The sequence below is a fragment of the Streptomyces sp. NPDC093065 genome, from assembly GCF_044754585.1.
Classification (GTDB): domain Bacteria; phylum Actinomycetota; class Actinomycetes; order Streptomycetales; family Streptomycetaceae; genus Streptomyces.
This window is the reverse complement of record NZ_JBIVPJ010000015.1, coordinates 90,604-103,595: the sequence shown is the minus strand read 5'-3', so window position 1 is coordinate 103,595 and position 12,992 is coordinate 90,604. Positions and strand designations below refer to the sequence as shown.

Here is a 12,992-nt window from a genome sequence, read left to right as displayed (position 1 = left end):
CGCGGGCCACCGCGATGCTGCTGTCCGGCTGCGCGCTGCTCGCCGTCTACGTCGTGCCGTTCCTCAAGTACCCGGCCAACCCGCCGGCCGTCGGCGATCCCGACACCATCGGCAAGCGGACCACTCTGTACTTCCTGATGATGGTGCTCGCGGTGCTGCTCGCCGTGGCCGCGGCCATCCTCGGCAAGCGGATCACGCCGAGGCTGGGCACCTGGTACGCCACCGTCGTCGCGGTAGCCGGGTTCGCCATCGTGATCGGCCTCGCGTTCGCCTTCCTGCCGGCCGTCAACGAAGTGCCGAGTGACTTCCCGGCCACCGTCCTGTGGCGTTTCCGAGTCTCGGCGCTGGCCATGCAGGTCACCCTGTGGGGCGGCTTCGGTCTCCTCTTCGGCGAACTGGCCGAGCGGTTGCTGAACCCCAGGCCCGCCGTTGTGGTCCCGGCCTCGACGGCAGCCGCTCCCCACTGACCGGAAGGCGACCACATGTGAGGGCCCGCGGAACCACCCGCAGGCCCTCTCGCGTTCTCCGGGCAGTGAAGGCATCGGGAGCGGAGGAAACGAGTGGCCAAGCTACCCCGACCGCGCCACATCACCCTCGGCGGCCACGAGGCGGTGGCGCTCACCGTGGAGGAGTACGAGCAGCTGATCGCCAGCCGCCGGCAGATCGGCGGCCAGAGCGCCCGCGTGCGGGTACTCGCTCAACAGGCGCAACGCACCGCGGAGTTACTGACGGAACTGGAACAACTGGTCGGGCCTCCGGAGGGCTGCCGCGAGGGTGCCACTACGGAATGGGAGGACTGCCCTCCGACGTGCGCCGCAGGTGACAGCGGGCCCTCGGAGCAGGACAGTGGCTGTCTCCGCTGCACCATCGCCAAGCTACTGCGCCGGCACCGGGACCTCTCATCCTGACCATCTGTCGAACGGCCGGAAGACTATGCCCCGCCGTGGGTCGATGTGACCCAGCCACGCATCCCGGTCGTCCGCCCCTGGGCGACTCAGGGGAGGCGGCAGGAACGGGCGGGCGAGGACGAGGCCCGCGTCCTCACGGAGCAGCGGCGGCGCCCGAGACGTCCAGCCGACGGCCCAGCCGCAGATTCCACCGGCCGGATCTGCCGCTGAGCTCCGTGGCCGACAGGGGCGGGACGTCCAGCCGCCAGAAGGCAGTGGTGGGCAGCCCCAGCGCGCACACGACGGCAGCTCGCACAATCTCCGGCTCCACCACGGCCAGCGTGCGTTTCTCGCTCCCCTGCGCTGTCTCGAGCCACTGTCCCACCCGGGCGCACATGTCTTCCACCGACTCACCATGGTGCGGCGCCCACGTCGGGTCGGAGAGCCAGCGGGCCATCCCCTCGGGTTCGGTGGCGGCGACCTCGTCGAGAGTCAGGCCCCGCCACCGACCCACGTTGAGGGGCGCCAGGCCGGGCTCTTCCTCACCAAGGAGCAGCAGAGCGACGGCTGTCTCGTGGCACCGCACACTCCCAGGGGAGAGAACGACACGGCCGGCCCGGGGCAGCGAGCCGGCCGCCGCACGGGCACGAGCGGTGCCCGCCTCGTCGAGCGGTCCGCCGTCGTCGAAGCGGGCCTGCCGCAGCGACTGGCTCGTCGCGGGAGAGATGAGAATGACTTTGCTGGTCACGCGGCGGCGCCTCCTGCTGCTGCATGGGTTTCCGGCCGGCGGGGAGAGGAAGGAAAGCGTATGACACACGAGGACGAGATCGACGCGGCTGGAGGCGATCCCGGTCTGGACACCGGCGCGACGAGACCCCTCGTCGTGGTGGCCGCGGCCGTGGTCCAGGCGGAGCGCCTTCTGGTGGTGAGCAAGAAGGCGGCTCCTGAGATCTTCTATCTGCCCGGCGGCAAGCCCGACGGCGACGAGGAACCACTGCAGACGTTGACCCGGGAGCTGGACGAGGAACTCGGGGTTCGGCCGCTCACGCCGCGATTGCTCACCGCCGTCGAAGCCACTGCCGCGCTGGAGGGCGTGCCGATGAGGATGACGGTCTTCGAAACGGAGATCGACCAGCTCCCGTCGCCGGCCTCCGAGTTGGCCGACCTGCGTTGGATCACCGGGTACGAGCACGACATACGCCTCGCTCCCGCGCTGACGGACCATGTGCTGCCCATGTTGAGACGGCGAGGTGCCCTGGCCTCATGAGGGAACCGGCGTCGGCACCCGTTCACGACGACTGGACGGGCCCGGTGCGGGGCTCGACGGGGTAGGGCACGTAGGTCCGCCGGTCGGGGTCGACTGCCAATCGGCCGCCCGCCGGTGGCCTGGCACGCTGGGCGCAGTCACGGCGCTCGCAGATCCGGCATCCGAGCCCGATCGGTGTCGCGGCGCGGGGGTTGTCCAGGGCCACGCCCTCCGCATAGACGAGGCGGTGGGCGTGGCGGAGTTCGCATCCGAGGGCGACGGCGAACTCGGCGCGCGGTGCGTGGTGCCCGAATCCGCCGCGCGTGATGGTGCGCGCGACCCAGAAATACCGCTTCCTGTCGGGCATCTCGGCGACCTGGGTGAGGATCCTGCCGGGCGCCGAGAACGCCTCGTACACGGTCCACAGGGGACAGGTGCCGCCCAGCCGGGAGAAGTGGAAGTCGGTCGCGGACTGCCGTTTGGAGATGTTGCCGGCCCGGTCGACGCGCAGGAAGGAGAAGGGCACCCCGCGGTGTCCGCCGCGTTGCAGAGTACTCAGGCGGTGGCAGACGGTCTCGAAGCCGACGCCGAAGCGGGCCGACAGCAGTTCGACGTCGTAGCGCACTTCCTCGGCCACGGTGTGGAAGGCGGTGTACGGCATGAGGAGCGCACCGGCGAAGTAGTTGGCGAGACCGATACGCGCCAGCGCCCGTGACTCAGACGAGCGCAGACCCGGTGAGCTGTCTGTCAACTGCCTCAGGAGCGCGCCGTGTTCCAGCAGGGCGAACTGAGTCGCGAGCTGGAAGGCACGCTGGCCGTCGCTCAGCCAGGGGGAGAGGAACAACAGTCCCGTCTCGGGGACGAAGCGCCTGGCGTCGCCCGACCGTCCGGGGGCCGCCTGCACGACGCGAACGCGATGGCACTCGGCAAGCAGCCCCGTCAGCGGGGCGGCCGCTTCACCGGGACGCAGGTCCAGCGTGCGAGCGGTCCGCTCGGCCTCGGTGTCGAGCGGCTCGAAGTGGTTGTGGTGGGCGTAGAAGAAGTCTCGCACCTCGTCGTGGGGCTCGGCCGGATGCAGTAGAGCGCCGACCCGTCCCGGGGATCCCAGAGCGGCGGCCTGCTCGACCGTGTCGCGGTAACGGCGGTGCAGTGCGACCAGGGCGCGGGCCACGTCGGGGTGGTCGCGGGCGGCCTCGGTGACGTCCTCTGGGGCGAGCGGACTCACCCCGCACGCCTCGTCGGAGAGCGCGGCCCGCAGGTCGGCGGCGAGTCGGTCCTCGTCGGCGTCGGAGAAGAACTCCGCGTCGACACCGAACACCTCCGCGATCCGGAGCAGCACGGAGGCGGTCAGTGGTCGCTGGCTCTGCTCGATCTGGTTGGCGTAGCTGGTGGAGATGGAGAGGGCGCGCGCCATGTCGACCTGGTTCATGCCGTGCTCGCGACGCAGCCGCCGCAGCTTGGCGTGGGCATAGACCTTGCGACCGGCTGCTCCTCGTGGCACGGCGCACCTCCTTGTCACAGGCCGGAAAGCGGGACATTCCGGCAGGCGCCGCTTGCGAACATAGCATCCGCCTTCTTCGCAGAATCCGCAGATTCGCAGCTCCGGGTTGTAGGGATTCCGCAGATTGGAGAGGTGGCCGCACGGCGCAGGAGCGGGCACCGTCGATCACATCAGCACCGGCCAGGACCGTCCGAACCCCACGAGGAGCCCCGTGATCGAGCACCACGTCCGTGTCCACCCCAGCGCCGACCGGCTTCCGCGCGAGGAGCAGCTCGCCTGGAAGCTGGCCGCCGTGGCCACCGGCACCCAGGACCTGGACACCGACAGCGCCGCCATGGCGGTCAACCGGGTGATCGACAACGCCTCCGTTGCCGTCGCGTCCCTGCTGCGCCGCCCGGTCGCCGTCGCCCGCGCCCAGGCCACCGCCCACCGCGCCACCACCCCCGGCGCCTCCGTCTTCGGCAGCCGTGCCCGGGTCTCCCCGGAGTGGGCCGCCTGGGCCAACGGCACCGCGGTCCGCGAACTGGACTTCCACGACACCTACCTGGCCGCCGACTACTCCCACCCCGGCGACAACATCCCGCCCCTGCTCGCCGTGGCCCAGCACACCGGCCGCCCCGGCGCCGACCTGCTGCGCGGAGTGATCGCCGCGTACGAGCTCCACGTCGCCCTGGTCAAGGGCATCTGCCTGCACGAACACCGCATCGACCACGTGGCCCACCTCAGCGCCGCCACCGCCGGCGGCCTGGGAGCGATGCTGCGGCTGCCGACCGAGACCGTGTACCAGGCGATCCAGCAGGCCGTGCACACCACCACCGCCACCCGGCAGTCCCGCAAGGGCGCGATCTCCAGCTGGAAGGCGTACGCCCCCGCCTTCGCCGGCAAGGCCGCCATCGAGGCCGTCGACCGCGCGATGCGCGGCGAGACGTCTCCCTCGCCGATCTACGAGGGCGAGGACGGGTTCCTGTCCTGGATGCTGAACGGTCCCGAGTCGGACTACACCGTCGTCCTGCCCGAGCCCGGCGAAGCGCGTCGCGCCATCCTCGACACCTACACCAAGGAGCACTCCGCCGAGTACCAGGCACAGGCGATCATCGACCTTGCCCGGCGACTGCGGGAGAAGGCCGGACCGCTGCGGAACGTGCGCTCGATCGTCCTGCACACCAGCCACCACACCCACCACGTGATCGGCTCGGGTGCGAACGATCCGCAGAAGTACGACCCCTCGGCCAGCCGGGAGACGCTCGACCACTCGGTGCCGTACATCTTCGCCGTCGCGCTGGAGGACGGGACCTGGCACCACGAGCGCTCCTACGCCCCCGAGCACGCGCGGCGCCCGGAGACCGTCGAACTGTGGCGGAAGATCACGACGGTCGAGGACCCGGAGTGGACCCGCCGCTACCACGACCCCGACCCGGACCGCCGCGCCTTCGGCGGACGCGCCGTGATCACCCTCGACGACGGCTCGGTGATCGAGGACGAACTCGCCGTCGCCGACGCCCACCCGGCCGGCGCCCGGCCCTTCGACCGCACCGAATACGTCGGCAAGTTCCGCACGCTCGCCGAGGGCGTCGTCACCGAGTCCGCGCAGAAGGCGTTCCTGGACACCGCCGCCCGCCTCGCGGAGCTGTCTGCGGTCGATCTGGACGGCCTTTTCCCGGCCGTCGACGCCGACGCCGTCGCCGCGTACGACGCGAGCCTGCCGAAGGGACTGTTCTGATGGCGCTGCACACCCGGACCACACCCGCCGAGCGCCGCCGGACCTTCCGCGCACAACTGGCCTCGGGCCGGCTGCTGCGCATGCCGGGCGCCATCAATCCGCTGTCCGCCCGCCTGATCCAGGACACCGGCTTCGACGCCGCCTACCTGTCCGGCGCGGTACTGGCCGCCGACCTCGGTCTGCCCGACATCGGCCTGACCACCTCCACCGAGATCGCGGCCCGCGCCCAGCAGACCACCCGCGTCACCGACCTCCCCGTCCTCATCGACGCCGACACAGGCTTCGGCGAACCCATGAACGCGGCCCGCACCGTCCAGCTCCTGGAGGACGCCGGCTTGGCCGGACTGCACCTGGAGGACCAGGTCAACCCCAAGCGCTGCGGCCACCTGGACGGCAAGACGATCACGCCCCGGGAGGAGATGGTCCGCCGGATCCGGGGAGCCGTCGACGCCCGCCGGGACCCGGACTTCCTGCTGATGGCCCGCACCGACGCCCGCTCGGTCGAGGGACTGGACGCCGCGATCGACCGGGCCAGGGCGTACGTCGACGCCGGCGCGGACGCGATCTTCCCCGAAGCCCTCGCCGACATCTCCGAATACGAGGCGTTCCGCAAGGCCGTCGACGTGCCGCTGCTCGCCAACCTCACCGAGTTCGGCAAGACGCCCCTCCTCGACACGGCCACCCTGGAGAACCTCGGCTACAACATCGCCCTGTACCCCGTCACCCTACTGCGCATCGCGATGGGCGCGGTCGAGGACGGCCTGCGCACCATCGCCGCGGAGGGCACCCAGGAGTCCCTGCTGCCGCGCATGCAGACCCGCTCCCGTCTGTACGAACTCCTCGGCTACGAGGAGTACTCGGCCTTCGACTCGGCCGTCTTCGACTTCACCCTCCCGCCCGGCAACTGACCCGGCACCTGACCCACGAAGGCAGGCACCCCATGACCACCACCGCGCCCGGGATCCACCGCGGTCTCGCCGGTGTCGTCGTCGACACCACCGAGATCTCCACCGTCATCCAGGACACCAACTCCCTCACCTACCGCGGCTATCCCGTCCAGGACCTCGCGGCCCGCCGCTCCTTCGAGGAGGTCGCCCACCTGCTCTGGTACGGCGAACTCCCCGACGACGGGCAGCTCCGCGACTTCCAGGCCCGTGAACGCGCCCTGCGCCCCCTCGACCGCACCACACTCGAACTGCTCACCCGTCTGCCCGAGACGTGCCACCCCATGGACGTCCTGCGCACCGCCGTCAGCTTCTTCGGCGCCGAGGACCCCACCGAGGACGACGGCAGCCTCGCCGCCAACCGCGCCAAGTCCCTCACCCTGTTCGCGAAGCTGCCCACGGTCGTGGCAGCGGACCAGCGGCGCCGCCGGGGCCTGGCCCCGATCCCGCCCGACCCGTCGCTCGGGTACGCCGAGAACTTCTTCCACATGTGCTTCGGCAGCGTGCCCGACCCGGACGTGGTCCGCTGCTTCGAGGTCTCCCTGACCCTGTACGCCGAACACAGCTTCAACGCCTCGACGTTCACCGCCCGCGTCGTCACCTCCACCCTCTCCGACCTCTACAGTGCGGTCACCGCCGCGATCGGCGCCCTCAAGGGACCGCTGCACGGCGGCGCCAACGAGGCCGTGATGCACATGCTGCTGGAGATCGGCGATCCGCAGCGGGCCGAGGCGTGGCTGGACGAGGCGCTGGCGACCAAGCGGAAGATCATGGGGTTCGGCCACCGTGTCTACAAGCACGGCGACTCCCGCGTCCCGATCATGCAGGACGCCCTGGACAGGCTGGTGGCGCGGGTCGCCGACCCGGAGGTGACCCGGCTCGCCACCCTGCACGCCGCCCTGCGGCACGCCATGGTCGACCGCAAGGGGATACACCCGAACCTGGACTACCCGGCCGGGCTCGCCTACCACCTCATGGGCTTCGACATCCCGGTCTTCACGCCGATCTTCGTGATGAGCCGGATTACCGGCTGGACGGCGCACATCACCGAGCAGCTTGCCCACAACGCGCTGATCCGCCCCCTGGCCTCGTACGACGGCCCGGGCCAGCGGGCGGTACCGGGCGCGGCGTGAGTACCCGTCAGACGGAGGCCGCACAACTGTCGTCCGAGGCGGCCGGCACCTCCTCGGCGTCCGTCCCCGGACACAGCACCTGAGCAGCGTCGAGAAGCGTCTCGACCACCTCGTCCAGGTCGAGACGCCTCTCGACGGAGTGCAGCTGCGGCAGCCCGGCGCGGGTGCTGACCCGCGGAGGTGCGAGCAGGCTGCAGCAGTCCTCGTCGGGCAAGACCGAGATCCCGGCTGTGCCGATGGACGCGGCCTCGTCGATGATCTCCTGCTTGTCCCAGCCGATCAGCGGCCGCAGCACGGGCAGTGCCGCCGCCTCGTCCACGGCGACCAGGTTGGCCAGCGTCTGACTGGCCACCTGGCCGAGGCTGTCGCCCGTCACCAGCGCCTCCGCACCGGTACGTGCGGCCAGCGCCGACGCGGTGCGCACCATCAGACGGCGTTGCGCCACTACCTGGAGCCGCCCCGCCCCGGCCACGGCGATCTGCTTCTGGGCCTTCCCGAGAGCGATGACGTGCAGCCGGCCGGGCGGCTGGTAGCGGTTCAGCTCCCTGGCCAGGGCGTACGCCTTGTACACCGACGACGGATTGGTGTACGGGGCGCCGTTGAAGTGTACGAAGTCGCAGGCCAGGCCGCGCCTCATGGCCCGATGGGCGGCCACCGGTGAGTCGTAGCCGCCGGACAGCAGGACCAGGGCACGGCCGCTGGAACCGACGGGCAGCCCGGTAAGGCCCGGGAGGCGTTCGCGGGACAGGTACGTCTCCTTGCGGTCGATCTCCACCGCCAGGACGACATCGGGCCGGGCCAGGTTCACGCGCAGGCCGGGGACCCGGGCCAGGACCCCGGCCCCGACGTGGGCGTCCACCTGGGACGAGGTCAACGGGAACTGCTTGTCCCGCCGTCTGGTCCGCACGGCGAACGTGGCGCCGTGCCGGGCGTCGGCCAGCGCCTCCACCGCCGCCGCGGTGATGGCCTCCAGCTCGCTGGGCACCCGCACGGCCGGCTCCACCGAGTTGAAGCCGATCACCCTGCGCGCCCGCTCCAGCAGAGCCTCTTGGGGTACCTGGCCGCCCAGTACGGTCACGTTCTGCGCGGTCTTGATCCACGTCGAGCCGCCGATCCCGCGCAGTGCGAGGCGCAGGTTGTCGTGCAGCCGCTCGGTGAAAAGGTGGCGGTTGCGGCCCTTGAGGAAGATCTCGCCGTGCTTGAGCAGCACGCACGAGCCGAGACGGTCGGACGCGCCACGGGGAGCGGGCACACGGGGTGTGTCGGACACGGCAACCTCTCAGAAGTCCCAGTCGTCGTCGGCGGTGTCCTCGGCCTTGCCCATGACGTACGAGGAGCCGGACCCGGAGAAGAAGTCGTGATTCTCGTCCGCGCCGGGCGACAGCGCCGCGAGGATCTCCGGGTTCACCTCGGTCTCCTCGGCGTCGAAGCGGGCGGGGTAACCGAGGTTCATCAGGGCCTTGTTGGCGTTGTACCGGACGAAGACCGCCACGTCGTCCATGAGTCCGAGCGGCTCGTACAGCTCGCCGGAATACTGGAGCTCCAGCTGGTACAGCTTCTCCAGCAGGTCGTACGTGAACGCCCGCATTTCCTCCTGACCGGCGGCGTCGAGCTTCTCCAGGCCCCGCTGGTACTTGTAGCCGGAGTAGTAGCCGTGCACGGCCTTGTCGCGCAGGATCAGCCGGATCATGTCGGCCGTGTTGGTGAGCAGGGCGTGGGTGGAGAAGTGCAGCGGCAGATAGAAGCCCGCGTACAGCAGCAGCGAGGACAGGAGGGTGGAGGCGACCTTCCGCTTCAGCGGGTCGTCGCCGTAGTAGTACTCCAGGACCGTCTTGCAGCGCTGCTGGAGGACGTCGTTGTCCACGGCCCAGCGGTAGGCGTCGTCGATCTCCGGGGTGGTGGAGAGCGTCGAGAAGACAGAGGAGTAGCTGCGGGCGTGCACGGCCTGCATGAAGGCGATGTTGGTGTACACGGCCTCCTCGTGCTCGGTGCGGGCGTCCTGGATCTGGACGATCTCGCCGACCGTGGCCTGCACGGTGTCGAGCATGGTCAGGCCGGTGAACACCCGCATCGTGAGCGTACGCTCCTCGGCGGTGAGCTTCTGCTGCCAGTCCTTGACGTCGTTGGACAGCGGGACCTTCTCGGGCAGCCAGAAGTTGGCGGTGAGCCGGTTCCAGACCTCCAGGTCCTTCTCGTCGGTGACGCGGTTCCAGTTGACCGGCCGGAGCCGGGCGGCCGGGTCGTGACGGTAGGAGGGCGGCGTGACCGACAGCTCGGTCGGTGCAGGGGGAGTCGTGGTCATGGTGCGTGCTTCCAGAAGGTGGGGGAGGGCGGGGTCACAGGGTGCAGGACAGGCAGTTTTCGATCTCGGTGCCTTCGAGGGCCTCTTGGCGCAGCCGGATGTAGTAGAGGGTCTTGATGCCCTTGCGCCAGGCGTGGATCTGCGCCTTGTTCAGGTCGCGGGTGGTGGCGGTGTCCCGGAAGAAGAGGGTGCAGCTCAGACCCTGGTCGACGTGCTGGGTGGCCGCCGCGTAGGTGTCGATGATCTTCTCGTAGCCGATCTCGTACGCGTCCTGGAAGTACTCCAGGTTGTCGTTGTCCATGTGCGGCGCCGGGTAGTAGACGCGGCCGAGCTTGCCCTCCTTGCGGATCTCGACCTTGGAGGCGATCGGGTGGATGGAGGCGGTCGAGTCGTTGATGTAGCTGATGGAACCGGTGGGCGGTACGGCCTGGAGGTACTGGTTGTAGATGCCGTGCTCCATGACGGACCGCTTCAGCTCGCGCCAGTCGCCCTGCGTGGGCAGGGCGATCCCCGCGTCGGTGAACAGCGTCCGCACCCGCTCGGTGGCCGGCTCCCACACCCGCTCGGTGTACTTGTCGAAGTACGAGCCGTCCGCGTACGCCGTGTTCTCGAAGCCGTCGAAAGCCGTGCCGTGCTCGATCGCGATCCGGTTCGACGCGCGCAGGGCGTGGAAGACGACCGCGTAGAAGTACATGTTCGTGAAGTCGACGCCCTCCTCACTGCCGTAGTGGACGCGCTGCGAGGCGAGGTAGCCGTGCAGGTTCATCTGGCCGAGGCCGATGGAGTGGGACAGGTCGTTGCCGTGCGCCACGGAGGGCACGGCGTCGATGTTCGACTGGTCGGAGACGGAGGTGAGTCCGCGCACCGCCGTCTCGACCGTCGCGCCGAGGTCGGGGGAGGCCATCGCGGCGGCGATGTTCAGCGAGCCCAGGTTGCAGGAGATGTCCCGGCCGACCGTATCGTAGCCGAGCGAGGCGTCGTAGGTGCTGGGAGTGTTGACCTGGAGGATCTCCGAGCACAGGTTGGACATGTTGATCCAGCCCGGGATCGGGTTGGCCCGGTTCACCGTGTCCTCGAACAGCAGGTACGGGTAGCCGGACTCGAACTGCAGCTCCGCAACGGTCTTGAAGAACTCGCGGGCACTGAGCGTGGTCTTGCGGATGCGCGGGTTGGCGACCATCTCGTCGTAGTGCTCGCTCACCGACAGGTCGGCCAGCGGCCTGCCGTACTCGCGCTCCACGTCGTAGGGCGAGAACAGGTGCATGTCCTCGTTGCGCTTGGCGAGCTCGAAGGTGATGTCCGGGACGACCACGCCCAGCGACAGAGTCTTGATGCGGATCTTCTCGTCCGCGTTCTCCCGCTTGGTGTCCAGGAACCGCATGATGTCCGGGTGGTGGGCGTGCAGGTACACCGCGCCCGCTCCCTGCCGCGCGCCGAGCTGGTTGGCATAGGAGAAGGAGTCCTCGAGGAGCTTCATCACCGGGACGACACCGGAGGACTGGTTCTCGATCTTCTTGATCGGCGCCCCCTGCTCGCGCAGGTTCGTCAGCAGGAGCGCCACGCCGCCACCGCGCTTGGAAAGTTGGAGGGCGGAGTTGATGCCGCGTCCGATGGACTCCAGGTTGTCCTCGACGCGGAGCAGAAAGCAAGAGACCAGTTCGCCGCGCTGGGCCTTGCCGGCGTTGAGGAAGGTCGGGGTGGCCGGCTGGAACCGGCCGGTCATCATCTCTTCGACGAGCCGCGAGGCGAGGGTTTCGTCGCCGGCACCCAGGAACAGGGCGGTGGCGACGACCCGGTCCTCGTAGCGCTCCAGGTAGCGGGAACCGTCGAAGGTCTTGAGCGTGTACGACGTGTAGTACTTGAACGCCCCGAGGAAGGTGCGGAAGCGGTGCTCGTGCGCGTACGCCTGCCGGTAGAGGTCCTCAAGGAACTCCCAGCGGTAGCGCCGGATCGGCGCTTCCTCGTAGTAGTCGTGTCCGACGAGGTAGTCGATCTTCTCCTTGAGCGACCCGAACTCCACGGTGTTCGGGTTCACATGCTGGAGAAAGTACTGCCGTACGGCTTCGCGGTCCTCGCCGAACTGAATATTGCCGTCGCAGTCGTACATGTTCAGCATGGCGTTGAGCGCGTGGTAGTCCTTGCGCGTGCCGACCGACTCGCGCTGCGCCGCGGGGACCGTGACCGCCGTGGGGAGGGTGCTCATGCCGCCTGCCGCTCCGCCGTCCGCCTGGTTGACGAGTGTCGTGTCCAAAATTCCTGCAGCCCTTCCCTCACGGCGCGGACGTCGCGGTCCGTGCCCAGCAGTTCGAATCGGTACAGCTCCGGGACCCGGCACTTCGCCGAGATCACCCGGCCGGCCAGGCAGTAGTCGGCGCCGAAGTTGGTATTGCCGGAGGCGATGACTCCGCGCAGCAGCAGCCGGTTGGCCTCGATGTTCAGAAAGCGGATCACCTGCTTGGGCACCGCGCCCGCGCGTTCACCGCCGCCGTAGGTCGGAGTGATCAGCACATACGGCTCGGTCACCTGCGGCATGCCCTCACGACGTGGGTGCAGGGGGATCCGCCTTGCCGGCAGGGCCAGTTTCTCCACGAAGCGCCTGGTGTTCTCCGAGACGCTGGAGAAATACACGAGACCGCTCATCGGCCGCCGTCTCCTCTCGCTCGTTCCCGTCCGTGACCGAGGACCAGGAGGAGGAGCGGTGCAGGACGTGCGGCGGAACACCGGGGCGACGGGAGGAAACCGATACGCCTCACCCGGGGCCGTGCGTCTGCCACCTGGCCCTCCCTCGGGGCCTCGGAGCGCGCACACCGCTGTCCGGCGTGCGCACCGGTGGCAGGTCTTCGGACTCGCGGGCGTGTCTCGTGTCGTACGAGACTCCTACTGGCCGTCGCTTCCCAGGCCCGGCATGGTGGACCCAGTGCTTGTGACGGCGGTTGTTCCCGCTCACCGCTGCGGGGCAGTCCCGGTTTTGCACCGGGTTCCCTCTTGCGCCGCCGAACACAACAGTGCCCGGCGAACCACCAGCACCGACAACACTACATCTAGAACTGGGTCGGCATGCGCGGCCCAGATGTTGTGTCGTGGTGGGAATTTAGGTATACCTAAGTTCTGGTATGGTCGGACGGATTCCGGCTTCTCGGGGAGTGTTCTGTTCCGGTTACGGCGCGTACATGGGGTGCGCGCCACTGTGTCCAGGAACTCGCTCAGGTCGGCCAAGGTGTCGCGCAGCAGGCGCTGCTTGGCGGTCTGGCTGCCGAGC

At 69.3% G+C, this 12,992-nt stretch carries 12 protein-coding genes and 1 riboswitch; of the genes, 6 read left to right on the top strand and 6 right to left on the bottom strand.

The features are described 5' to 3' along the window. A partial coding sequence (locus tag ACIQFU_RS24965; RefSeq protein ID WP_402554382.1) for a CbtA family protein occupies nucleotides 1-467 on the top strand: 467 nt, incomplete at its 5' end. Between the two features lie 93 nt (nucleotides 468-560). Next, nucleotides 561-908 carry a hypothetical protein gene (locus ACIQFU_RS24960; protein WP_402554381.1) on the top strand — a complete coding sequence of 116 codons (348 nt, stop codon included), beginning with the start codon at nucleotides 561-563 and terminating at the stop codon, nucleotides 906-908. A 133-nt stretch (nucleotides 909-1,041) separates the two neighbouring features. On the opposite strand, the gene ACIQFU_RS24955 is transcribed toward ACIQFU_RS24960, so the two are convergent. Further along, entirely contained in the window at nucleotides 1,042-1,635 is a 594-nt protein-coding gene (locus tag ACIQFU_RS24955; RefSeq protein ID WP_402554380.1) for a histidine phosphatase family protein, read from the bottom strand. A gap of 60 nt (nucleotides 1,636-1,695) precedes the next feature. On the opposite strand from ACIQFU_RS24955, the gene ACIQFU_RS24950 reads away from it, so the two are divergent. After that, a complete protein-coding gene (locus ACIQFU_RS24950) occupies nucleotides 1,696-2,154 on the top strand; it encodes an NUDIX domain-containing protein (protein WP_402554379.1) in 459 nt (152 codons plus the stop codon). 22 nt (nucleotides 2,155-2,176) lie between these two features. Here ACIQFU_RS24950 and ACIQFU_RS24945 read toward each other — a convergent pair whose 3' ends face one another. After that, the gene (locus ACIQFU_RS24945) at nucleotides 2,177-3,634 is read right to left on the bottom strand and encodes a short-chain fatty acyl-CoA regulator family protein (protein WP_402554378.1); all 1,458 of its coding nucleotides are present in this window, start codon (nucleotides 3,632-3,634) and stop codon (nucleotides 2,177-2,179) included. 211 nt (nucleotides 3,635-3,845) lie between these two features. Between ACIQFU_RS24945 and ACIQFU_RS24940 the strand changes: the two genes are divergently transcribed. Genes ACIQFU_RS24940 through ACIQFU_RS24930 form a run of 3 tightly spaced genes read left to right on the top strand, consistent with a single transcriptional unit; the run spans nucleotide 3,846 to nucleotide 7,431 of the window. Beyond that, on the top strand, nucleotides 3,846-5,354 hold the full coding sequence (locus ACIQFU_RS24940) for an MmgE/PrpD family protein (RefSeq protein ID WP_402554377.1): 1,509 nt from the start codon (nucleotides 3,846-3,848) through the stop codon (nucleotides 5,352-5,354). After that, on the top strand, nucleotides 5,354-6,262 hold the full coding sequence (gene prpB / locus ACIQFU_RS24935) for a methylisocitrate lyase (RefSeq protein WP_402554376.1): 909 nt from the start codon (nucleotides 5,354-5,356) through the stop codon (nucleotides 6,260-6,262). Before ACIQFU_RS24940 ends, prpB begins: the two co-directional genes overlap by 1 nt. Before the next feature lie 32 nt (nucleotides 6,263-6,294). Further along, nucleotides 6,295-7,431, top strand: a complete 1,137-nt coding sequence (locus tag ACIQFU_RS24930; RefSeq protein WP_402554375.1) for a bifunctional 2-methylcitrate synthase/citrate synthase — start codon at nucleotides 6,295-6,297, stop codon at nucleotides 7,429-7,431. A gap of 7 nt (nucleotides 7,432-7,438) precedes the next feature. Here ACIQFU_RS24930 and thiI read toward each other — a convergent pair whose 3' ends face one another. The 4 genes from thiI to nrdI are packed head-to-tail and all read right to left on the bottom strand — an operon-like array spanning nucleotide 7,439 to nucleotide 12,373. Then, a complete protein-coding gene (gene thiI, locus ACIQFU_RS24925) occupies nucleotides 7,439-8,701 on the bottom strand; it encodes a tRNA uracil 4-sulfurtransferase ThiI (protein ID WP_402554374.1) in 1,263 nt (420 codons plus the stop codon). A 9-nt stretch (nucleotides 8,702-8,710) separates the two neighbouring features. Further along, nucleotides 8,711-9,733: a class 1b ribonucleoside-diphosphate reductase subunit beta gene (gene nrdF / locus ACIQFU_RS24920; RefSeq protein ID WP_402554373.1), complete on the bottom strand. Its 1,023-nt coding sequence runs from the start codon at nucleotides 9,731-9,733 to the stop codon at nucleotides 8,711-8,713. A 34-nt stretch (nucleotides 9,734-9,767) separates the two neighbouring features. Then, a complete protein-coding gene (nrdE, locus tag ACIQFU_RS24915) occupies nucleotides 9,768-11,936 on the bottom strand; it encodes a class 1b ribonucleoside-diphosphate reductase subunit alpha (RefSeq protein WP_402554372.1) in 2,169 nt (722 codons plus the stop codon). Next, nucleotides 11,933-12,373, bottom strand: coding sequence for a class Ib ribonucleoside-diphosphate reductase assembly flavoprotein NrdI (gene nrdI / locus ACIQFU_RS24910; RefSeq protein WP_402554371.1), 441 nt, complete (start codon nucleotides 12,371-12,373; stop codon nucleotides 11,933-11,935). The genes nrdE and nrdI overlap by 4 nt, the downstream gene beginning before the upstream one ends. A gap of 173 nt (nucleotides 12,374-12,546) precedes the next feature. Next, a riboswitch (cobalamin riboswitch) is annotated at nucleotides 12,547-12,770 on the bottom strand. Nucleotides 12,771-12,992: the final 222 nt, after the last annotated feature.